Here is a 20,561-nt window from a genome sequence, read left to right on the forward strand (position 1 = left end):
TGTTCTTTCTTGGCGCTGTTGCTGACGGCCGTGCTGTTGGCCGCCTGTCGTGTGCCGGTAGAAATTGAACCGGAAACAGTGACGCCCGTGCCGCGCCCGGAAATTGCCACCGAACCGGCAACGGCCGTCATCCAACCAGAAGCCACTTATACCGGCAGCAAAGACCTGGTGGTCTGCCTGCCGCGTGAGCCAGAAACGCTGTACCGTTACGGCCGTGCCGCCCGCGTTGAAAAATCGGTGCTGCATGGCATCTACGAAAACGATTACACCCATCTTTCCTTCGCCCATCAGCCGCAGGGGTTGGTAAAACTGCCCAACCTGGCCGACGGCGACGCCATCCGGCAGCAGGTGACGGTGAAAGCAGGCGACAGGGTGGTAGACGCCGATGGCGCGGTGATTGTGCTGGCGATGGGCGCGCGGGTGCGGCTGGCGGATGGGGAAACGGCCGTGTTCGCCGGCGCGCCGCTGGTGATGGCCCAATTGACGGCCGATTTCAGCCTGAAAGCGCGCGTGTGGGCCGATGGCGTGCCGGTCACGGCCGCCGATTCTGTCTACAGCTTCGAGCTGGCGGCCCATCCCATCACCCCCGCGCCGAAAAACAAGATTGAACGCACCGCCAGCTATACGGCCGTAGACGAGACCAGCGTCCGCTGGGTCGGGCTGCCCGGCTTCGACGACGCCACCTACTTCACCAACTTCTGGGGGCCGCTGCCGCGCCACGCCTGGCAGCAATACACCCCTGCCGAACTGCTAACGGCCGATGTTGCCCACCGCTTCCCCTTGGGTGATGGGCCATTTCAGGTGGTAGACTGGATACAAGGCCAATACCTGCGCCTGGAACCCAACCCGTTTTATTACCGCGCCGTCGAGGGACTGCCCCATCTGGACAGCGTGACCTTCCGCTTTTTGCCAGACGCCGACCGGCGTCTGGCCGAAGCCCTGACCGGGGCCTGCGATATTGTCACCCAAGAAGGCGTGAACCTGAGCCAGGCTTCGTTGTTTCTGGAAGCCGAGTCCGGAGGGCTGCTAACGCCGGTCTTCCAAATTGGCACGGTGTATGAAGCCATTACCCTGGGCATTCATTCCTGGGGTAATTATGGCGACGGTTTGGGGCGACCCGACTGGTTTGAAGATGCGCGGGTGCGGCAGGGATTGGCCCTGTGTCTGAACCGGCAGGCGATGGTGGACGAGTTGTTTTACGGCCGTTCCGAAGTGATGCACAGCCAGATTCCCTCCCTCCACCCGCTCTACAGCGCCGAAATCGCCCGCTGGCCCTACGATCCGGCCACCGGCGCCGCCCTGCTAGACGCCGCCGGCTACCGTGACGCCAATGAGGATGGCCTACGCGAAGACCCACAAACAGGCCAACCCTTTCGCATCACCTATACCACCACCACCGAATTTGCCATCAACCAATCCCTGGCCGCCATGATTCAGGCCGATTGGCGCGCCTGCGGCGTGGACGCTGAGATCAGCTTTGTGCCGGTGGGCAGTTGGTACGCCGCCGGCGAAGAAAGCCCATTATTTGGCCGCCGGTTCGACGCCGGGCAGATTGCCTGGCCAGTGGGCGAGCCGACCATGTGCCACCTGTTTGCGTCGTGGGAGATTACCGGGCCAGACGGCCGTATCAATCCTCAAACCGGCGCGCCTTATGGCAGTTGGGATGCGCTCAACAACACCGGCTGGTGGCTGCCCCAGTTCGACGATGCCTGCCGCAAAACACGCGCGCTGCTGCCGGGAATGCCCGGCTACGAAGAAAATTTTCAGGAGACGCAGCGCCTTCTGGCCGAAAATTTGCCCATGATCCCCCTGTTCATGCGGCTAAAACTGGCCGTCATCCGGCCTGGCGTGCGCAACTTCAACCTTGACCCCACCCAGGACTCTGAATTATGGAACTTGTTTGCGCTGGATTTGGGCAACAGCCGGGAAAATTGACCGAACAGGTGAAAATCTTATAATAGCCTGTAGATTCGTGTCGTTAAGGCATTTTCGGAATAATAGATAAGCCTTCAATGCGAAAATGCCTCAAGCGAATTCCGAAATATATCGAATTTTCACTCGATTATTTCTCGGAATTCGCCTAACAGCCTGATGGATAGATTGTGGTTGTTACAGGTGTCCAGAGAAATCTTCGCGCAATTTGTAGAACGATTTTCCCAATCGTTCACTGGGCGATTGGGAAAATCGCCCTACAACCGCCGGAAAAGAGTTTTCTGGATAGCCATCTATTCCGCGACACAACAAACTGGTTTGTAGTAGAGTTATAAGCTATGGCAGACGTCAAAAAAGTATTGGTAGTAGATGACCATTTTGAAATGTTGGAACTGCTGCGCTCGCTGCTGGAGCTGTCTGGCGAAGCATGCGAGGTATTGGCCGTGCCCTCGGCCGAAGAAGGGCTGCTGGAACTGCGCCGGACGCCGTTCGACCTGGTGATCACCGATGTGCGGCTGCCAGGTATGAGCGGTTTTGATCTGGTGCGGCGCATTCAAAAATTAAACCGCGACATACCGGTCATCATGATCACCGCCTATTCTTCTTCTGAAGGGCAGAAGGAGGCGCACAGCCTGGGTGTGCTGCGTTATTTTTCCAAACCATTGGATACCGACGCCGTCTTGTTGGCGGTACACCTGGCGCTGTATGGCGAGCCGGTGACGCCGCCGCCAACTGCTGCCAGAGCAAACGAGCGGCCTGGGCGAACGGCCGTCTCGGACAGCGTGAGCAAACGGCTGCAAACCTTACGCGCCGACACCGGGGCCACCGGTTTGCTGCTGGCGACCACTGACGGCCGTATTGTCTTTGAGTCGGCGACCAACCGGCGGCTGGATTTTGACAAACTGGCGCTGGCTCTGGGGCAGACCATCAAACAAAGTTTTGCCCTCAGCCAACATCTGGATGGCGAAATGCCCCACACCATTCAATATTACGCCGGGGAAACCATAGAGTTATATTGCGCCAACGTCGGCCTGGAGTATTTTCTGGCAATTTTCTTCGATGTGCAGTTACGGCGTGGGCGCATTGGCACGATTTGGGTCTTTACGCAGCGGGCTATCAAAGACCTGGTAGATTTATTGGCATCCGGGGGCGCAGCGCCGGCCGCTTCTGCTGCTGCCGCCGCTGTCGCCTTGACTGCTGCTCCGCCAACCGTCAAACCCACCCAACCGACCAAAACAGCGCCGCCACCCAAGAAACAGGAACCCCCACCCGCCCTGGTGCAAAACGACGAGATCGTGGCGATGATGCAGGCGATGTTAGACGCCCAGGCCGACGCGGAACAGGATACGGCCGTCAATACCCAACACCTGATCTTGGACACCTCCGAACTGGAAAACCTCTTCGGCGAAGACCCCCCCGCAGACCACGAGGCTGCTGACCTGGACGCCTTCTGGGATGATATGTTCAACGGTCAATAACGACTCGCGCTGAAACAGTTTTTTGCGTCCAATGAGCCGCTACGCGGGCTTCCGCGCAAACACCTGGTCATAATCCACCTGCCAGGGCAAGGTTTCAATTTCCGTCAAACCCATATCAGCCAGCAGCGCCTCGAATTGGTCCACGTCCCGGTAACGGCCGACGAAGGTTTGCGCTTCCCAGCCGCGCCGCCGTGTCACCAACAGGCTGCCGCCAGGCTGCAAAACGCGCGTCATCTCATGCAGGGCAGCCGTGTCGGAGGGGAAAAATTCCAGCGCTTCCAGGCAGGTGACGCCGTGGAAGGTGTTGTCGGCAAAGGGCAGCGGCACGGCCGTTGCCCCGACCAATCCGGCGCGACGGCCGTAAGGCCGCAGTTTGTCGTTGGCAATGGCTAACATCTTGCGTGAAGGCTCCAGGGAGATGATACGGCCGTGAAACGTCGGCTCCTCCAGCAAGAAATAGGACACACGCCCCGTCCCGGCGGCTACGTCTAGCAGCATGGGGGCGGGATGATGGGGCAGGTGGTGGAGATACGGCCGTACCACAAACAACCGTTCCGCGTCGGCCTCAAACTGCTTGATGCCGTCGTATTTATCGGCTGTCAGGTCATACATCCATACCACCGCTCGCCGTCCCAGGTAAACCCCCTCGGTAATGACGACCAGCCAATAAGCCAGCGCCCCCAGCGCCGCCAATAAAACCAGACCGAAAAGCATCCAAAGTAATGTCATGAGTCAGGATAAAGGGTTGCGGGCGGTTGATATAAATAGTTTACGACCTACTGTAGCAACATGCCACCCTGGAAAACGACCAGGGCCATCAGCCAGGCCAATACCAGTTGGCCGATGACGCTGCGCCACATCCACTTGGCGCCCAATTCCTGCCGCTCGGCGGCGACAGCGACCATGCAGGGCGTATAGATCAGCACGAAGACCATGAAGGCCAACCCGGCCAGGGCGCCGTGCCCGCCGCTGGAGGCGTTGAAACCGTCGTAGACTGCCTGGCGCAGGCCGCCGGACAGATCCTCTTCCGCGCCATCGCTCAGGTCTATGCCGACGATGAGAGGGATGGCTTTGATGGTGTCCAGCACGGCCGTTCCCAGGCTGCCAACAATCTCGCCCACGTCTTGCAGGAAGGTGGTGGGTTCGGCTGCTTCGTCCACACTCTGCACGCCATACACCTGGGCAAAGGTGCTGATCACCACTTCCTTGGCCACAAAGCCGGTGAGCAGCGCGCCGCTGGCTTCCCAGGTGCCAAAGCCCAACGGCGCCAGCGCCGGGCTGAGAACGCCGGCCGCGCGGGCAAACAAGCTTTGCTCCAGGTCGGCGTCGGCGAAGGAACCGGCGTCGGCGCCCACGGGAATCGCCATCAACAGCCAGAGGATGACGCTGGTAACCAGAATGAGCGACCAGGCATTTTGAATGAAGGAGCGGGTGCGTTCCCAGGTGTGCGACCAGACGGTGCGCCAGTTGGGACGGCGGTAAGGCGGCAGTTCCATCAGCAGAGCGGTTTGTTCTTTGTCTTCAAAAAGTGTTTTGCGCAGGATAAGAACGAGGAGAACGGCCGTTACAATGCCCAATACATACATGCCAAAAACCACCGCCCCGGCATACTGGGCAAAAAACACTGTTGAAAACAGCACGTATACCGGCAGCCGCGCGCCACAGCTCATAAACGGGACCAACAGACCGGTCAGGATGCGGTCCTTTTCGTTTTCCAGGGTGCGCGTGGCGTAAATGGCCGGCACGGTGCAGCCAAAACCGACCATCATCGGCAAAAAGCTCTTGCCTTGTAGGCCGATGCGGTTCATCAGCCCGTCCATCACGAAGGCGGCGCGGGCCATGTAGCCGCTGTCTTCCAGCACTGCCAGGGAGACGTAGAGGAACATCAGCACCGGCACAAAGACCAGCACGCCGCCTACCCCGGCGATCACGCCATCCACTACCAACCCTTCTAGCCAGGTCTCGCTGAGGCTGAGACTGCCCAACAAGGCCAACGCCCAGCGCGTGATGGGGCCGCCGATGACGCCATCTACCCAATCGAGCAGTGGGGCAGAGACGACGGCCGTTAACTTAAATACCACCCACATCACTGCCAGAAAAATGGGCACGCCGGTGACGCGGTGGGTGACAACGCGGTCAATCTTGTCCGTGAGTGAAAGTTCTTCGGGCGGTTTTTGCATCACGCGGCCCACCAGTTCGTGGATGAAGGTGTAGCGGCGGTCGGCGATGAGTACGTCTATCTCTTCGCCGTAATCGGCGGCCAGCCGGGCGTAAGCAAGCTGCGCTTTGGTCAGCAGCGCCGGACCCCCTTCGATGGTCAGCAGGCTGGTTTGTATATCGCGGTCTTGTTCCAGCAGTTTAATCGCCAGCCAGCGGGCCGGATACTGCTGCTGGATGGCGGGGTAGGCGGCCACATCGGCCTCGATGGCGCGGATGGCCGGTTCCAGTTTACGGCCGTAATCTACCACGGCGGTAACGGCAGTTGCTTCAAATGGTGGCATGGTTGTTTTCCTCGGCAGCGCGGGCGATCAAAGCCCGCAGTTCATCCAGACCTTCACCCTGGCTGGCGCTGGCGCGCATCACCGGCGCGCCCAGTTCACGGCTCAACCGCGCCGTATCTATGACGATGCCACGTTCGGCGGCCCGGTCTGTCATGTTCAGGACGATAATGACCGGCGCGCCCAGTTCCAAAATTTGCACCGTCAGATACAGATTGCGTTCCAGGTTGGTCGCGTCCACGACAGCGACGACAAGAGACGGCCGTGCCTGCAAAATAAAGTCGCGGGCGATCACCTCCTCCGGCGAGTAGGCCGTCAGGCTGTACGCGCCCGGCAAATCTACCACCGTCACCGTCAGGTCGCCTATCTGGAAGCTGCCTTCTTTCTTCGCCACCGTCTTGCCCGGCCAGTTGCCGACATGCTGATTAGAGCCGGTAAGCGCGTTGAAAATTGTGCTCTTGCCGGCATTTGGGTTCCCGGCCAGAGCGATGAGCAATTGTTTCATAATCCTTTGTCGGTACTTTCGCTGTAGATTTCCCAGATGCGTAAAGCTGCCTGAACTATGCGAGAAACGAAAATCTTTGTGGGGGCTTCAATCCGAAATCCGAAATCCGAAATCCACAATCACACCGGGGCCACCAGCAGTTTGTGGGCCATGCCGCGCCCCATGGCGATGCGCGAACCGCGCACAGAGATGAGCAGCGGGCCGCCAGCGTCTTGCACCACTTCCAGTTCCACGCCGCGCGTGATGCCCAGTTCCGCCAGCCGATGGGTGAGTTGATGACCGGCGTGAATTTCGACCAAACGCAGTTTGTGGTTGGCGGCAGCCAACGACAAGGGCACAGTAGTCGAATGGGGATGGGGGGTGATGGCCGGGTGAAACAGGTCAGTTAGATGGGTCATGGACAGGCTCCGTAAAAATATGGGCGGCAATTTCTTGCCCCAGGGCGTGGGTTTCGCGGCCGATTTTGATCATCAACGGGCCGTTAAATGGGGCGATTTCTTCAAACTCGATGGTCTGGCCGGGTACAATGCCACGTCCGGCCAGGTAATCCAGCAGCAGCAAACTTTCGGGGTATATGCGGCTGATGGCGCGTTGGTCGCCGGGCTGCAAATCGCTCAGCGGGCTGTCGCTGCTGGCAGCGACATCGCCAGCGGCGTTGGGGATGGGGTTGCCATGGGGGCAGGTTTGCGGATGATTGAGAAAGGTGGACAGGGCTTCGGTAACGGCCGTATCCGTGGCATGTTCCAACCGGCAGGCATAATCATGCACCTTTTCCCAGGGCAGGTTCAGGTGGTCTACCAGGAAACATTCCCACAACCGATGCCGCCGGATAACCCGCTGGGCGCGGCGACGGCCGTCTTCGGTCAGCGCCACGCCTTTGTAGGGCGTGTGGTCCAGCAGCCCCTTCTGGCCCAGGCGATGGACCATCTCTGTCGCCGAGACGGTGGAGACGCCCAACCGCTCGGCCAACGCCGAAATAGGCGCCAGTTCACCCGCCACAGCCAACTCGCTGGCCGTTTTTAAATACATTTCCACGCTTTCGTTAAAGGATTCGTGTTTCATCTGCCCGTGTGTTCGTTCGACAGACCTGACAGGTCTGTGATTATAAGGTTTGCCTTAAACCTTAGTTTTAAGGACAGCCTTATCTTACGACACAGGCCAACCTGCGGCAATGACATTTGTCAGACGAGCGGTGGACAATTGTCATTAAGGACTGGATCAATTGAAAGTTAACCAGGGTTCATCTAAGGATTCAATGCAGAGGCGCAGAGAATGGTTGGGTTCTGGCTTGTTGAGCCGAAGCGTTGCTGGGGTGATTGTTTTGGCCCCATGAACTCATGGGCCATGGGCCATAGGGCATGGCAATGGGCGATAAGGAAAAAACGGGTAACGGCCGTTAGACGGCCGTTACCCTTCTGTCCGCCGCCATGTCTATGGGGCAGGTGAACGTTTCAGGCCAAAGAGCCGCAGCAGTTTATCCCGCCCTGCCTGAATCTGTAACTTGCGCGCCTGCCAGGTTCCCACAATGCCAAACGGCACAAACATCACCAGCAGCACATAAATCAAACCCAGCAAGAAGCTGGAATTTTCGCCAAACCAGCGGTCCAGGTAAAACTGCAACAGCCGAAAAACCATCGCCCCCACCAACGCCCCGCTTAACGTGCCAATGCCGCCGATGAGAATAACCAGCAGGGCAGCCACCGTCCACCCCAAGCTGGCCACCGATGGGCTGACGATGGGTTGGTGGATGGTGTGGAAGAAGCCGGCAAAAGCGGCCGTGATCGAAGAAACAGTCAGCGCCATCAGCTTAAAATAGAAGGTGTTGTACCCCAACATCAACGCCCGGCCTTCGTTTTCGCGGGTAGCAATGCACACTCGACCGGTGGGGGAATCTACAAAGCGCCGATAGACCAGGTAAACAAACAGAGTGAATACCAACACAATGAGGTATAGGTTAAAACGCTCATTGGATGTGTTCAGCCAGGCGGGGACAATGACGCCCTGCAAGCCCACGTCGGCCCCGGTGTAGGCGACCATCTCGTTGGACTTGACCACAATTTCAAACACCGAGGCAAAGCCCAGCGTTACCAGGGCAAAGGTGATGCCCTTGACGCGCGGCAGCACCAGACCAAACAACAGCGCCTGCACAATCCCGGCGATAAAGACAGCCAGAATGGTCTGGCCGATGTCCCATTGGAAATTTTTGAAGGCGATGCCGGTAAGATACGCGCCGACAGCAAAGAACATGGCGTGTCCAAAAGAAAGCAGCCCGGTAATGCCCAGGATCAGGTCGTAGCTGATGGCGTAAATCGCCAGGATGAAGACCTCGATCATCAGCCCTTGCATGAATTTGGCGCTGCCGGTTTCATTGTTGATGACGCTGGCAGGTGGACGGCCGTCTAGCGCCGCCACAATAAAGGGGAATAACAGCATGGCCCCAAAAACAGCCAGCACGCCCCAGTTGTTCTTGAACCAGTATGCCAGGCCGGTTTGCCGGGCGTTTGTAGGTGAAATAGTTGATTGCATAGTACGTGTTCCGTATTCCGTGTTCCGTATTCCGTCTAAACGGATTACGGATTACGGCTTATGGCTCCTAATCCTCTCGTCCAAACAACCCCTGCGGCAGCAGCAGCAAAATGATCACCATCAGCAGCACCGTCGAGGCGGGGACCAGCGGCGGCGATGGCTTAAACGGTTCGGCCAGGAAGGGCAGATTGATGCCGATCTGGCCGTATTTGATGATGAACTGCTGCAGCAGGCCCACCAGCACCGCGCCGGCCGCCGCGCCCGGATAGCTCGTCAGGCCGCCAATGGCCAGGGCGATGAGCGCCAGCAGCAAAAATTGGCCGCCCATGGCGTTAGAGAGGCCCATGGAGGGGGCAGCCAGCACGCCGCCCAACGCCGCCAACGCCACACCCAGGGCAAAGACCATCGTGAAGACCTGGCGCACGTTGATGCCCAGCGCTTCGACCATCTGGCTGTCTTGCACGCCGGCGCGGATGATCATGCCCAGGCGGGTGCGCTGGAGCAGCAGCCACACGCCCACCAGCACGATGAGGCCCATGAGGATGATGAAGATTTCGTTGTAGGTGCGGATACGGCCGTTAAACAAAAATATCGTGGCGCAGTTATTAGCCAGCCGCTCGGCCAGGTCTGTGACGGCAGCGCCGCAGCCTTCGCCTGTACCGGCAAACAGCGCCGGTTTGGGCATAGAGAACTCTGGTCGCCCCCAAACCGCCCGCACGGCCTCGATGGTGATGAAGCTGATGCCCAGGGTGAGCATGATCTGGTAGATGGGGCGGTCGTATAACGGCCGTATCATCGTACTCTCTATCAGCCCTCCCACCGTCGCGCCGCTCAACGTGGCGACGACAATCGCCACAGCAAAGGTGGCAGTGGTGTTCAGGCCGTAGAGCCAGTTGGTTAGCACGTCGTTGGCGAAAAAGAAGGCCAGGCCCACAAGCAAGAATGTTCCGGCGATGATGAGGGGGGTTTTAGAGATGTAAGAGGAGGGAACGGCCGTTTCCTTCATCTGTCGCAGCCCCACAATCGCCGCCGCCAACAACGCCCCGCCCAGCAAAATACCCACCATCAGCAGCAGCGGCGGCAGCCCCTCGGCCACAGCCGGGGCCGGAATCTGTCGCCGCCCCTGATCCATCGCCAGCGAAAACGTAGATGGGCTTTCGGCAAATGCGCCAGCATTCCACTTCGCCAGCGGCCACTGCGACACAGTGACAAACAACAGCACCAATGCCAGCGCCAGAGCAACCCACGGCCAGATTTTGACGGCCGTTCCCGGCAACCGGCGGCGGCCCAACACCACTTCCAACAGCGGCATCGTCACCAGCCCGGCGGCGATCAGCGCCAGCGGCGTTACACCATCCACAAACGTATCCGGTCGCACATATACCGTCCAGCCAATATACGCCCCCAACATAAACATCTCGCCATGGGCCAGGTTCAATACATCCATCAGCCCCAAAATCAGCGAAAAGCCGGCGGCCACCAGGAATGTAATCGCCCCTACCGCCAACCCGCGCAGCACGGTGATCACCCAATCCCCCGTCTCCATACCCTGCGACGCCGACACAAACAAAAAAGCCAATGCCGCCAGCACAATCAAGCGCGTCCGATTTTTCTTCAACCTCTCAGCCATAGTTTGTATTCCGTGTTCCGTATTCCGTGTTCCGTGTTCCATAAACCATGTTCCCTGTTCTCCGATTAACGATTAACGGATTACGGATTATGGTTAACGGCTCACGGTTAACGGCTAACGCTCCTACGCTGCTCCCAAATAGCGATGGATCGTCTCTGTATCATTCACCAGGTCGGCCATCAAGCCCTGCTTCACCGACTGCCCTTCTTCAATAATGACATAACGCTCTGCCAGCTTGCTGGCAACGACGAAATTTTGCTCCACCAACAGCACTGTCGTATTGGCGGACAATTTCTGGATCGCCTCAATCATCTGTTCGATGATGACCGGGGCCAACCCTTCGCTCGGTTCGTCAATCAGCAGCAGTTTGTTGTCGGGAACCATCGCCCGCGCGACAGCCAACATTTGCTGCTGCCCGCCAGACAGATTCGTGCCCGGCAGTTTGATCAGCCGCTTCAAATCGGGAAACAGACCAAAAATCAGCTCTTCCTTACGCGCCAGGTCCCCCTTCTGCCGCTCGGCGATCTTCAAATTCTCGGCCACGCTCAAATCACGGAAGATGGCGCGGTGTTCCGGCACAAAGCCAATACCCATCGCCGCAATGTCAAAGCTGCGTCGCCCCTGAATTGGCTGGCCCTCAAACAAAATTTGGCCTTCACTGGGCGGCGTCAGGCCGATGACCGATTTGAGCGTGGTGGTTTTGCCCGCCCCGTTACGCCCCAACAGCACCGTAATGCTGCCCTGGGACACAGCCACGGACACCCCTTCCAAAATGTGGAACTGCCCGATGAAGGTATGGATATTTTGGACTTCGAGTAGATTTGTCATGGTTATAGTGTCCAGTGTTCAGTGTCCAGTGTTCAGCGTTTGTGTTCAGTCTTTGCACAACTGAATACTGAACACTGAATACTGCTTACTGATAAAGCGCGCCCAAATACGCCTTCTGCACCGTCTCGTTGGCCGAAATATCGGCCGGGGAGCCTTCGGCCAGGACTTCGCCGTAGTGCATCACAGTAATGGTGTCGGAGACGTTCATGACGACGTTCATATTGTGTTCGACGAGCATGATGGTTTTACGGCCGGCCGCCTGAATGTCGCGGATCAGGGCCATCAGTCCCGGCACTTGCTCGGAGGCCATGCCAGCCGTTGGTTCGTCCAACAGCAGCATTTCCGGGTCTGGAGCCAGAATCATGCCCAGTTCCAGCTTCCGCTGGTCGCCATGGGGTAGGGTGCGCGCCGGCGTCAGGGCGCGTTCGCTCAGGCCAACCTGCCCCAGCACTTCCCAGGCGCGCTCTTCATACTGCTGAAAGGCGCGGTGCGAACGGAACAGCTTGAAATTATCGTGACCCAACGATTGGCAGGCCAGACGAATATTTTCCAGCACTGTCAGGTTAGGAAAGATGTTGGTGATCTGGAACGAACGGCCGATTCCCTTATGAATAGTCTGATGCACCGGCAGCCGGGTAATGTCTTCGCCTTTGAAAAAAACCTGACCGGCCGTCGGCTTCAGGTTGCCGCTGAGCAGGTTAAAAAACGTCGTTTTGCCCGCCCCATTCGGCCCAATCACCGAATGAAACGAACCTGTTTTCACCTGCATACTCACGTCGGCCACGGCCACCAACGCGCCAAATTCGCGGCGCAGGTTGCGCGTTTCCAGAATGATGTCGTTAGCCATAATTGCTCCGCGTTCCGTGTTCCGTAATCCGTGAGCCGATTGTTACAGTTCACGGATTACGGTTCATGGATTAGGGTTTACGTTTTACTCGCCGCTCAGGCTGCCGATGGGCAGGTCGCCGCAGCGATCTTGCAGTGCTTCCGGCAGCAGGCAGGGCACGTCGGGACGATTGGTTTCCACCAGGTCAAAGAAGCGGAATTCCGGGTCGTCCACGTTGGTCAGGGTAACGATGTACATGTCCTGGATAGCCACGTGGTCTTCCGGGCGGATATAGATCAGGCCCTTTGGCCCGGCAAACTCCAACCCTTCCATCGCTGCGATGAGGACGTCAGCGCGGACATCGCCGCCAGTGGCGCGCAGAACGTTGGCGATGAGCAGCGCCGCGTTCATGGCGTCGGCGTCAAACAGATCCGGCGGTACGCTGTAAAGTTCCGTGGTTTTGGCGACCAACCAGTCGTTGATTTCGTTGTCGGGCGCGGTGTAATGATACAGGATGCCGCTGGTATTGCCGATGGCGTTGGCGAAGAAGACGGGCATGACCACGTTGTCTACGAAGCCGGAAGCCATTGCCATTTCATCTATCACACCCAGTTCGGAAGCGGCCTGCATCATCGGCACAAAGCCGCCGCCGGCCCAGGTGACCAGGAAGGCTTCAGCGCCGGAGTTGAGGATTTGCTCCATGTAGGGGGTGAACTCGGTGGTGTCGGCCGGGGCAAAGATGTCGTCGGCGACAAATTCACCGCCAAACAGGGTGCAGGCGTCGCGGAAGGCCGCCGCGCCGCCGTAGCCGAAGGAGTAGTCGGGGGCGATCTGCACGAAGGTGCTGTATTGGTCTACCAGATATTCGCAGATGTTGACGGCGTCCTGGTAGTTGTTGCGGCTGGTGCGGAAGGTGTATTCGTTGAAGGCGACGCCGGTGATGTCGTTGGCGGCAGCCGGGGCAACGATTAAGGGAATCTGGTTTTCGCGGGCCAGTTCTTGCAAGGTGGCCGTCGCGCCGGAGCTAACCGTGCCCACCAGGATGTCTACGCCTTCGACCTCGATGAGTTCACGGGCGACGGTGGCGGTGTTTTCAGGATTGCTCTGGTCATCGCGCACATACACTTCGATGGGGCAGTCGTCCAGTTGGAAGTTCCATTGGTTGGCTGAGACAACTTCGGCCGCTGTGCCGCTGGCGTATTCCAGGCCCAGCGGGAAGCTGCGCATAATGTGCGCGCCGTAAATAGCCAGTGCGCCGGAAGTGTCGGTGATGAGGCCGATTTTGACCGGTTCGGTACAAACGGCCGTACCCACCTCTTCCACCTCGGCCGGCGCTTCCGTCTCGGATATATCGCCTAACGCGCCAATCGGCAAACTGCCGCAGCGGTCTTGCAGCGCTTCTGGCAGCAGGCAGGGCACATTGGGCCGGTTGGTCTCTACCAGGTCAAAGAACTTGAATTCTGGATCATCTACATTGGTCAGGGTGACAATGTACATGTCCTGAATGGCAACGTGGTCTTCGGGGCGGATATAAATCGAACCTTTTGGCCCGGAAAATTCCATGCCCTCCATCGCCCCAATCAGGGCCGGGGCGCTGGCGTCGCCGTTGGTGGCCTTCACTGCTTCTACCAACAAGATGGCTGCGTTCATGGCGTCGGCGTCGAACAGGTCCGGCGGCACGCCAAAGCGGGCTTTGGTCTGTTCCACCAGCCAATCGTTCACGTCATTGTCGGGCGCGGTGTAATGATACAGGATGCCGCTGGTATTGCCGATGGCGTTGGCGAAGAAGACGGGCATGACCACGTTGTCTACGAAGCCGGAAGCCATCGCCATTTCATCTATCACACCCAGTTCGGAAGCGGCCTGCATCATCGGCACAAAGCCGCCGGCCCAGGTGACCAGGAAGGCTTCAGCGCCGGAGTTGAGGATTTGTTCCATGTAGGGGTGAACTCGGTGGTGTCGGCAGGGGTGAAGATGTCGTCGGCGACGAATTCACCGCCGAACAGGGTGCAGGCGTCGCGGAAGGCCGCCGCGCCGCCGTAGCCGAAGGAGTAGTCGGGGGCGATCTGCACGAAGGTGCTGTATTGGTCTACCAGATATTCGCAGATGTTGACGGCGTCCTGGTAATTGTTGCGGCTGGTGCGGAAGGTGTATTCGTTGAAAGCCACGCCGGTGATGTCGTTGGCGGCAGCCGGGGCTACGATCAACGGAATCTGGTTTTCGCGGGCCAGCTCTTGCAGGGTGGCGGTCGCGCCGGAGCTAACCGTGCCGACCAGGATGTCTACGCCTTCGACCTCGATGAGTTCGCGAGCGACGGTGGCCGTGATGTCTGGCGTACTCTGGTCGTCACGAATGAAGACCTGGAATTCGCAGCCGTCCAGCGTGTAGCTGGTGTACGCGCCGTTGTCGGTCGCTTCGCTGCCGGTGGCGTATTCCATGCCCAGCGGGAAGCCGCGCATGACATGCGCGCCGTAGATAGCGAGCGAGCCAGTCTGATCGGTGATAAGGCCAACTTTGACCGGTTCGGCGCAAGTCAGGCCAGCCATTTCCTCGGCCGGCTCTTCGGCGACTTCTTCCGACGGTTCTTCGACGGGGGCAGCCGTCGGTTCTTCAACGACTTCTCCGGCCGGAGCTTCAGTGGCTTCGGGGGCTGTTTCGGTCGTCTCACCACCGCCGCAAGCGGCCAGGGCCAACATCAACACGATTAACAGGGATAACAGGGTAAACAGCAAATTACGACGTTTTAACATGTGTCTTTCCTCCAAAGAATTTTTGATTTGGGATTTCGGATTGTGAATTGTTCATTACCAACATCATGCCATAAGTTCCTCCATACTCTCGCTCGTTTCCAGGTCTCTCACGTAGACCAGGGCTTCCCCCTCACAGACAACCGTACCGGCCTGATTGGTGCAGGCCGTACGCAGGTTGACCAGATCTTTTTCGGGGCGCAGGCGGGTGATGGTGACAACGGCCGTTACCACCTCCCCCACGTCTGCCACCGCCGGATAGCTTAATTGCTGCTTCAGCCAGTTCGTGCCGCGCCCCGGCAGCCGCGTGCCGAGTAGATCAGAAATCATACCCGCAAGCAAGGGGCCAGGCACGGCCGTGGCCGCCACCCCACCAAATTGCAGCCCCGCATCGCCCGTCAACCGGCGATAAGCCGCCACATCGTCGGGCGAAAAGGTTCTCGTCGTGCTGGCCGATTGGCCGATGGTTAGTCCTTTCATACATCCTCGGAAGCGAGAGCTAGAGCTAGAGCTAGAGGGGAAAATCCTCTCGCTCTCGCTCTAGCTCTCGCTAACTACGTTGCGCTTCCGCCGCAGCTCTTCCACAAACGCGCGGAAGCCTTCCATCGCCTCGCCGTAGACAACTTCTTGCACGAACTGCTGGCGCTCGGCTTCCAGGCGGCGGGCGATGTCGTCGCGGTCGCAGTTGAGCAGGTGTTTGGTGCGGCGGATGCTGCCTTGCTTTTTGGCGGCGATGTCCAGGGCGATGGCTAACGCAGTTGCGCGCAGTTGGTCGGCGGGAACCAGGCGATTGGCAAGGCCCCAGGTTACGGCCGTTGCCGCATCAATCGTGGCATTGGCAAACAGCACTTCAGACGCCCGCTGCCGTCCAATCATCTGCGGCAGCAGCGCTGTCCAGCCACCATCCGGGCTGGGGCCAACAACGCTGTAATAAGGGGTGAAGCTGGCTTCCGGCGTCACCAGCACCACGTCGGCGGCCAATACCAGCCCGATGGAACCGCCGGTGACAATGCCTTGCACGGCCGTAATCACCGGTATCGGCAAATCTAACAGCGCCAGAATCGCGCGATTAAGCAAGCCAATAACGTCCAGGGTGTAATCGGCGATCATGTGTTCGTGTTCCACAAAGCCCAACGCATCGCCGCCGGTGGAGAAGGAACGGCCGTTGGCCTGGATGATGAGGGCGCGGGCAGAGGGGGTGTGGGCAACGGCCGTGATCTCATCCAGCAGTTCCTCCAAAAAAACAGGAACCAGGCTGTTATGCCGCTGCGTCCGATTCAACGTCAGAATCGCCACCGGGCCGGTTGTCTCGCGTAAAACTAAATCGTTCATAATTCGGATTTTCGATTTTGGATTTCGGAATACGGTACACGGATGACGGTTTCGCCGTCACACGTCAACAGCCCTTGTGGGTTGGCGATGGTCGTCGTCAGGCGAAGCTGTTCGTCCGGCAGCAGTTCGGTGATGGTCAGATTGATGGTCATCGCCTCGTCGGCGTAGGTGGGCGCGGGGAAGGTGAAGCGCTGCTCAAGCTGCACCGCGCCGGGAAAATGGCGGCTTAACACGCCGCAAATCAGGCCATACAGCAGCATCCCATGCGACACCGTGCGCCCAAAGCGCGTCTGCGCCGCAAACGCCGGGTCCACATGAATCGGGTTGTTATCCCCACTCAGCCGGGCAAATTCATCATACTCGCCCTGCAAAAAGGTGCGGGCACTCTTAAAACTTTGTCCAACAGCAAATTTCATGACTTGCTATCCACCACATTCTCAATAATAATAAGTTCATGATTACGATAAGCGTTGATAAAGTTAAGCATGATTTTCTCAGCTATCTGCTGCGCGTCGAACAGGGCGAAACCCTGGTCATTTTGCGCGACGATAAACCGATTGCCGAAATCAAACCGGTCTCAACTTCAGCTTCACAGCTACGTCCCTATGGCCTTTGCGCCGGCGAATTCACCGTGCCCGACGACTTTGATGACCCACTGAGCAGTCTGTCATGCTGAGCGGAGTCTTCGGAGCGAAGCATCCCGCTCCTCTCAGGTAAAGGGGATGCTTCGGAAGACCTCAGCATGACTTGTCTTCTGATCAGTTTGTAAGCCACATCACACTCCTATCGAACCGTTATCAGACTACCTCTTCCCCAAACTCTTCGCGCAGTTCGCGCTTTAGCACCTTTCCCGCCGCCGTGCGCGGCAGGGGCTTGTCCACGAAAACCACCGACTTGGGGATTTTGTAGCGGGCCAGTTTGCCCTGACAAAAATCAATGATCTCCTGCTCGGTGGCCGATTGGCCTTCCTTCAGGACGATGAGGGCGCGGCCCACTTCCTGCCATTTGGCGTGTGGCACACCGATGACGGCTACTTCGGCAACGGCCGTATGCCCATAAATCACGTTCTCCACCTCCGCCGGGTAGACATTCTCGCCACCGGAGATGTACATATCCTTCCAGCGATCCACAATCGTGTAAAACCCTTCCTCGTCCACCATCGCGGCGTCGCCGGAATGCAGCCAGCCGTCAATCAGCGCCTTGGCCGTTGCTTCTGGCCGGTTCCAGTAGCCGCTGGTGACGTTGCCGCCGCGAATGCACAGCTCGCCCACCTCGTTCGGGCCGAGGACGTTGTTCTCGCGGTCGCGGATGGTCACGTCGGTGTGCAGCACCGGTTTGCCGACGGAACCCGCCTTGCGCACGGCATCTTCTTTGGTGATGATGAACACCGTCGGGCCGGTTTCGGTCATGCCGAAGCCTTGCTGGATGATGATGCCCTTCGCGGCGAACAGATGCACCAGGTTGGGCGGCAGCGACGAGCCGCCGCTGGCCCAATGGCGAATGCCAGACACTTTGGCCGGGTCAAAACCTGCGTACTGGCTCAGCATCAAATAGATGGCCGGGACGAGCAGCAGCACCGACACCTGATATTGCTGCACCAGCGCCATAAACTGCGCCGGGTCGAAGGCGCGCATAATAACCACCGTACCGCCCGCGTGCAGCGTCGGCCCGGCGTACAGCCCCAGCCCGCCGATGTGGAAAGTGGGCAAGACGTTGAGGTTCACATCATCGGCGGTTAGCTGAATGGCCTGCCCCATGCCGATGGCGTTGTAGAAGAAGTTGCCATAGGTGACTTGCGCCCCTTTGGGATGGCCGGTCGTGCCGCTGGTGTAGATGATGGCCCAGGTGTCGTTGTAGGTGAGGCGGGGGGAGGTGGGCGGAACGGCCGTTTCCCCTTGAATCGCCGCTTCGTACACCCATTCACCCGCCGGCGCGCTCTCGCCCAGTACCACAAACTGCTTGATGGGCAATTCCGGTCGCAGTTGGTCTACCACCGGGGCAAACATCGCCTCATAAAACAGCACCGACGGCGTGCAATCGGCCAGGATGTAGGCCAGTTCGGGCGCGGTCAGCCGCCAGTTGAGCGTATTGAGGATGACTCCCAACCGCCCGCAGGCGAACAAAATCACAAAATAGTCGGCGCTGTTCTGCGCCAGCAAGGAGATGCGGTCGCCTTGCTGCAAACCCAATTGGCGCTGCATAAAATTCGCCAGCCGGTTGATGCGCGCATCCAGTTCGGCATACGTCCACTGCTGTCCGGTGTACGCATCCACCAACGCCAGCTTGTCCGCCGTGCGTTCGGCGTGTCGTTTAATCCAATCGAAGTGGTACATAATGATTTCGGATTGTGGATTTCGGATTTCGGATTGGGAAGATTCCCCAATCCGAAATCCGAAATCCGAAATTAGCCGGCCTGGAAGGCCAGCACTGCCCGCTGCCCGTCGCCTTCGCCGCGCTGGATGAACTGCACGGTGAGCGGCGTGCCAATAATGTTCACGTCGGGATGGACGGCGTCCAGTCCCAAAATTTGGGCGCTGATCATCGGCCCTTCGGCCAGTTGCACCACGCCGGACATGTAGGGCTTATTGCGGTCGTAGCCCGCCTGCACCATGCTGGTGGGGCCGATGAAAACGGCCGTAAACGCCGCCAGCGTCCCCTCGCCCGACAACTCCACCCATTCCATCGCCTGGCTAAACGTCTCCGGGTCCATCGGCCGCGGCGGCACATACACCTTGCCCGTCACCGCGCTACGCGAACCCATCAACTTGCCCTCACGCAAATACGCCTGAAAAGAACTCTCTGTAAATGGCCTATCGCTCATTCCATTCGCTCCTGAATTGTGAATTGTGAACGGTGAATTGTGAATTGTGAAGTTCAGAATCACTTCACAATTCACAATTCACAATTTCTTCTATCTTCGCTCGTACACATGCACAACGGCCGTTTGCCCCGTGCCGCCGACGTTATGGGTCAGAGCCAGGTTCACATCGCGGTCTACCTGGCGCGGGCCAGCCTGGCCGCGCATCTGCTTGAAGACTTCCACCGCCTGCCCCGCGCCCGACGCGCCCACCGGATGCCCCTTTGATTTAAGTCCCCCAGAGGTGTTGATTGGCTTGGGGCCTTGCCGGGCGGTCAGCCCTTCCTCGGCCGCTTCGTGGCCGGTTCCGGGCGCGAAGAAGCCCAGGTCTTCGGTTGCCAAAATTTCGGCGATGGTGAAGCAGTCGTGGACTTCGGCGATTTTCACGTCGTCGGGCGTGACGCCGGCCATCTCGTAGGCCACTTTGCCGGCGGCTTTGGCGCTGCCGATGCTGGTCAAGTCAGAACGGCCGTGCAGCGCCCTATCACTCGCCTGCCCACTGCCGATGATGTAGATGGGGTCATCGGTGAACTGTTTGGCTATTTCTTCGGAGACGAGGAGAACGGCCGTGGCCCCATCCGTCACCGGCGAGCAGTCGAACAAACGCAGCGGCCAGGCAATCATCGGATTGGCCCGATCGTCTTGCATAAAGGCCATTTCGTCGGCCCATTCTGGCGCGGGTTTGCCTTTCTTCAAGGCCGCCACCCGCTTGCTCTCCATAATCTGGCCGATGGATTGGTTGAACTGCGCCTTGGGATTCAACGCGCCGTTCTCGTGGTTCTTGATACCCACGCGCAGCAGCGCCGTCGCCGACGCGCCGTACTTGTGCATATAGGCCGTCGCCATTGTCGCGTAAAAGCCAGGGAAAGTGAACCCGGCCGGGATTTCATACAACACATCACCGGCCGTTGCCAGCGCATCGGTCACGGCAGCGATGGGCAGATTGGTCATCTTCTCGATGCCGCCTACCAGCACCATGTCGTGCAGGCCGGAAGCCACGGCCATCACGCCCTGGCGCAAGGCCACGCCGCTGCTGGCGCAGGCATCTTCTATCCGCGTCGCCGGGCGCGGCGTCAGCCCCACCCAATCGGCCATGATGGGCGCGGTGTGTCCCTGCCCCTCAAATAATTCGCTGCTGTAATTGCCAATGAACAGCGCCTCGATGTCGTTGGGGTCCAGCCCCTTATCCACCGCGCCGCGCATCTCCACAAACGCTTCCACAAACAGGTCGCGCGTCGTCTTGCCAGGGAATGCGCCAAACTGGCTCATCCCCACGCCCACGACGGCCACCCCTCGGCCTAATTTTCGTGCTTTCATATACTCCTCCTCAAAGAGTTATCCGCAGATTTCGCAGATTTTCCCTCTCAATCTGCGTTAATCTGCGTAATCTGCGGATCGTCTG

General features: G+C 58.7%; 20 protein-coding genes. 3 read left to right on the forward strand and 17 right to left on the reverse strand.

What is annotated here, in order from left to right; all coding sequences use genetic code 11:
* The first annotated feature begins 9 nt into the window (after positions 1-9).
* Both IPM39_16025 and IPM39_16030 read left to right on the forward strand, forming a co-directional pair.
* Entirely contained in the window at positions 10-1,935 is a 1,926-nt protein-coding gene (locus IPM39_16025) for a peptide ABC transporter substrate-binding protein (protein MBK8987558.1), read from the forward strand.
* A gap of 335 nt (positions 1,936-2,270) precedes the next feature.
* On the forward strand, positions 2,271-3,410 hold the full coding sequence (locus tag IPM39_16030) for a response regulator (GenBank protein MBK8987559.1): 1,140 nt from the start codon (positions 2,271-2,273) through the stop codon (positions 3,408-3,410).
* A 39-nt stretch (positions 3,411-3,449) separates the two neighbouring features.
* On the opposite strand, the gene IPM39_16035 is transcribed toward IPM39_16030, so the two are convergent.
* The 14 genes from IPM39_16035 to IPM39_16100 all read right to left on the reverse strand — a co-directional run bounded on the left by IPM39_16035 (position 3,450) and on the right by IPM39_16100 (position 16,718).
* Positions 3,450-4,139, reverse strand: coding sequence for a class I SAM-dependent methyltransferase (locus IPM39_16035; protein ID MBK8987560.1), 690 nt, complete (start codon positions 4,137-4,139; stop codon positions 3,450-3,452).
* Between the two features lie 47 nt (positions 4,140-4,186).
* The gene (feoB, locus tag IPM39_16040) at positions 4,187-5,911 is read right to left on the reverse strand and encodes a ferrous iron transport protein B (GenBank protein ID MBK8987561.1); all 1,725 of its coding nucleotides are present in this window, start codon (positions 5,909-5,911) and stop codon (positions 4,187-4,189) included.
* The gene (locus IPM39_16045) at positions 5,898-6,413 is read right to left on the reverse strand and encodes a 50S ribosome-binding GTPase (protein MBK8987562.1); all 516 of its coding nucleotides are present in this window, start codon (positions 6,411-6,413) and stop codon (positions 5,898-5,900) included. Before IPM39_16045 ends, feoB begins: the two co-directional genes overlap by 14 nt.
* A 119-nt stretch (positions 6,414-6,532) precedes the next feature.
* The gene (locus IPM39_16050) at positions 6,533-6,811 is read right to left on the reverse strand and encodes a ferrous iron transport protein A (protein MBK8987563.1); all 279 of its coding nucleotides are present in this window, start codon (positions 6,809-6,811) and stop codon (positions 6,533-6,535) included.
* Complete coding sequence (locus IPM39_16055; protein MBK8987564.1) at positions 6,795-7,475, reverse strand: metal-dependent transcriptional regulator; 681 nt, start codon at positions 7,473-7,475, stop codon at positions 6,795-6,797. Before IPM39_16055 ends, IPM39_16050 begins: the two co-directional genes overlap by 17 nt.
* A gap of 369 nt (positions 7,476-7,844) precedes the next feature.
* Positions 7,845-8,939, reverse strand: a complete 1,095-nt coding sequence (locus IPM39_16060; protein MBK8987565.1) for a branched-chain amino acid ABC transporter permease — start codon at positions 8,937-8,939, stop codon at positions 7,845-7,847.
* 67 nt (positions 8,940-9,006) lie between these two features.
* The gene (locus IPM39_16065) at positions 9,007-10,569 is read right to left on the reverse strand and encodes a hypothetical protein (GenBank protein ID MBK8987566.1); all 1,563 of its coding nucleotides are present in this window, start codon (positions 10,567-10,569) and stop codon (positions 9,007-9,009) included.
* Between the two features lie 123 nt (positions 10,570-10,692).
* On the reverse strand, positions 10,693-11,397 hold the full coding sequence (locus IPM39_16070) for an ABC transporter ATP-binding protein (GenBank protein ID MBK8987567.1): 705 nt from the start codon (positions 11,395-11,397) through the stop codon (positions 10,693-10,695).
* Positions 11,398-11,482: 85 nt separating this feature from the next.
* Positions 11,483-12,244 carry an ABC transporter ATP-binding protein gene (locus IPM39_16075; GenBank protein MBK8987568.1) on the reverse strand — a complete coding sequence of 254 codons (762 nt, stop codon included), beginning with the start codon at positions 12,242-12,244 and terminating at the stop codon, positions 11,483-11,485.
* Between the two features lie 84 nt (positions 12,245-12,328).
* Positions 12,329-14,161, reverse strand: a complete 1,833-nt coding sequence (locus IPM39_16080; GenBank protein MBK8987569.1) for an ABC transporter substrate-binding protein — start codon at positions 14,159-14,161, stop codon at positions 12,329-12,331.
* On the reverse strand, positions 14,092-14,973 hold the full coding sequence (locus IPM39_16085; protein ID MBK8987570.1) for an ABC transporter substrate-binding protein: 882 nt from the start codon (positions 14,971-14,973) through the stop codon (positions 14,092-14,094). Before IPM39_16085 ends, IPM39_16080 begins: the two co-directional genes overlap by 70 nt.
* 63 nt (positions 14,974-15,036) lie before the next feature.
* Positions 15,037-15,450, reverse strand: a complete 414-nt coding sequence (locus tag IPM39_16090) for a phosphate acetyltransferase (protein MBK8987571.1) — start codon at positions 15,448-15,450, stop codon at positions 15,037-15,039.
* 60 nt (positions 15,451-15,510) lie between these two features.
* The gene (locus tag IPM39_16095) at positions 15,511-16,302 is read right to left on the reverse strand and encodes an enoyl-CoA hydratase/isomerase family protein (GenBank protein MBK8987572.1); all 792 of its coding nucleotides are present in this window, start codon (positions 16,300-16,302) and stop codon (positions 15,511-15,513) included.
* Positions 16,299-16,718, reverse strand: coding sequence for a MaoC family dehydratase (locus IPM39_16100; GenBank protein ID MBK8987573.1), 420 nt, complete (start codon positions 16,716-16,718; stop codon positions 16,299-16,301). The genes IPM39_16095 and IPM39_16100 overlap by 4 nt, the downstream gene beginning before the upstream one ends.
* Positions 16,719-16,756: 38 nt before the next feature.
* Here IPM39_16100 and IPM39_16105 point away from each other — a divergent pair, with 38 nt between their 5' ends.
* Positions 16,757-16,978: a type II toxin-antitoxin system Phd/YefM family antitoxin gene (locus tag IPM39_16105; GenBank protein MBK8987574.1), complete on the forward strand. Its 222-nt coding sequence runs from the start codon at positions 16,757-16,759 to the stop codon at positions 16,976-16,978.
* A 121-nt stretch (positions 16,979-17,099) separates the two neighbouring features.
* Here the strand turns inward: IPM39_16105 and IPM39_16110 are convergent, their stop codons facing one another.
* The 3 genes from IPM39_16110 to IPM39_16120 form a co-directional block, all read right to left on the reverse strand.
* Positions 17,100-18,635 carry a long-chain fatty acid--CoA ligase gene (locus tag IPM39_16110; GenBank protein MBK8987575.1) on the reverse strand — a complete coding sequence of 512 codons (1,536 nt, stop codon included), beginning with the start codon at positions 18,633-18,635 and terminating at the stop codon, positions 17,100-17,102.
* A 71-nt stretch (positions 18,636-18,706) separates the two neighbouring features.
* On the reverse strand, positions 18,707-19,123 hold the full coding sequence (locus tag IPM39_16115; protein ID MBK8987576.1) for a Zn-ribbon domain-containing OB-fold protein: 417 nt from the start codon (positions 19,121-19,123) through the stop codon (positions 18,707-18,709).
* Positions 19,124-19,213: 90 nt separating this feature from the next.
* Positions 19,214-20,476, reverse strand: coding sequence for a hypothetical protein (locus IPM39_16120; protein MBK8987577.1), 1,263 nt, complete (start codon positions 20,474-20,476; stop codon positions 19,214-19,216).
* Between the last annotated feature and the right edge of the window lie 85 nt (positions 20,477-20,561).

The organism is Candidatus Leptovillus gracilis (assembly GCA_016716065.1).
GTDB classification, from domain to species: domain Bacteria; phylum Chloroflexota; class Anaerolineae; order Promineifilales; family Promineifilaceae; genus Leptovillus; species Leptovillus gracilis.

Excerpts from the sequence above, each read along its gene's own strand:
- IPM39_16030 (MBK8987559.1), top strand. The coding sequence starts at position 2,271 with ATGGCAGACGTCAAAAAAGTATTGGTAGTAGATGACCATTTTGAAATG.
- IPM39_16035 (MBK8987560.1), bottom strand. The coding sequence starts at position 4,139 with ATGACATTACTTTGGATGCTTTTCGGTCTGGTTTTATTGGCGGCGCTG.
- feoB (MBK8987561.1), bottom strand. The coding sequence starts at position 5,911 with ATGCCACCATTTGAAGCAACTGCCGTTACCGCCGTGGTAGATTACGGC.
- IPM39_16045 (MBK8987562.1), bottom strand. The coding sequence starts at position 6,413 with ATGAAACAATTGCTCATCGCTCTGGCCGGGAACCCAAATGCCGGCAAG.
- IPM39_16050 (MBK8987563.1), bottom strand. The coding sequence starts at position 6,811 with ATGACCCATCTAACTGACCTGTTTCACCCGGCCATCACCCCCCATCCC.
- IPM39_16055 (MBK8987564.1), bottom strand. The coding sequence starts at position 7,475 with ATGAAACACGAATCCTTTAACGAAAGCGTGGAAATGTATTTAAAAACG.
- IPM39_16060 (MBK8987565.1), bottom strand. The coding sequence starts at position 8,939 with ATGCAATCAACTATTTCACCTACAAACGCCCGGCAAACCGGCCTGGCA.
- IPM39_16065 (MBK8987566.1), bottom strand. The coding sequence starts at position 10,569 with ATGGCTGAGAGGTTGAAGAAAAATCGGACGCGCTTGATTGTGCTGGCG.
- IPM39_16070 (MBK8987567.1), bottom strand. The coding sequence starts at position 11,397 with ATGACAAATCTACTCGAAGTCCAAAATATCCATACCTTCATCGGGCAG.
- IPM39_16075 (MBK8987568.1), bottom strand. The coding sequence starts at position 12,244 with ATGGCTAACGACATCATTCTGGAAACGCGCAACCTGCGCCGCGAATTT.
- IPM39_16080 (MBK8987569.1), bottom strand. The coding sequence starts at position 14,161 with ATGGAACAAATCCTCAACTCCGGCGCTGAAGCCTTCCTGGTCACCTGG.
- IPM39_16085 (MBK8987570.1), bottom strand. The coding sequence starts at position 14,973 with ATGTTAAAACGTCGTAATTTGCTGTTTACCCTGTTATCCCTGTTAATC.
- IPM39_16090 (MBK8987571.1), bottom strand. The coding sequence starts at position 15,450 with ATGAAAGGACTAACCATCGGCCAATCGGCCAGCACGACGAGAACCTTT.
- IPM39_16095 (MBK8987572.1), bottom strand. The coding sequence starts at position 16,302 with ATGAACGATTTAGTTTTACGCGAGACAACCGGCCCGGTGGCGATTCTG.
- IPM39_16100 (MBK8987573.1), bottom strand. The coding sequence starts at position 16,718 with ATGAAATTTGCTGTTGGACAAAGTTTTAAGAGTGCCCGCACCTTTTTG.
- IPM39_16105 (MBK8987574.1), top strand. The coding sequence starts at position 16,757 with ATGATTACGATAAGCGTTGATAAAGTTAAGCATGATTTTCTCAGCTAT.
- IPM39_16110 (MBK8987575.1), bottom strand. The coding sequence starts at position 18,635 with ATGTACCACTTCGATTGGATTAAACGACACGCCGAACGCACGGCGGAC.
- IPM39_16115 (MBK8987576.1), bottom strand. The coding sequence starts at position 19,123 with ATGAGCGATAGGCCATTTACAGAGAGTTCTTTTCAGGCGTATTTGCGT.
- IPM39_16120 (MBK8987577.1), bottom strand. The coding sequence starts at position 20,476 with ATGAAAGCACGAAAATTAGGCCGAGGGGTGGCCGTCGTGGGCGTGGGG.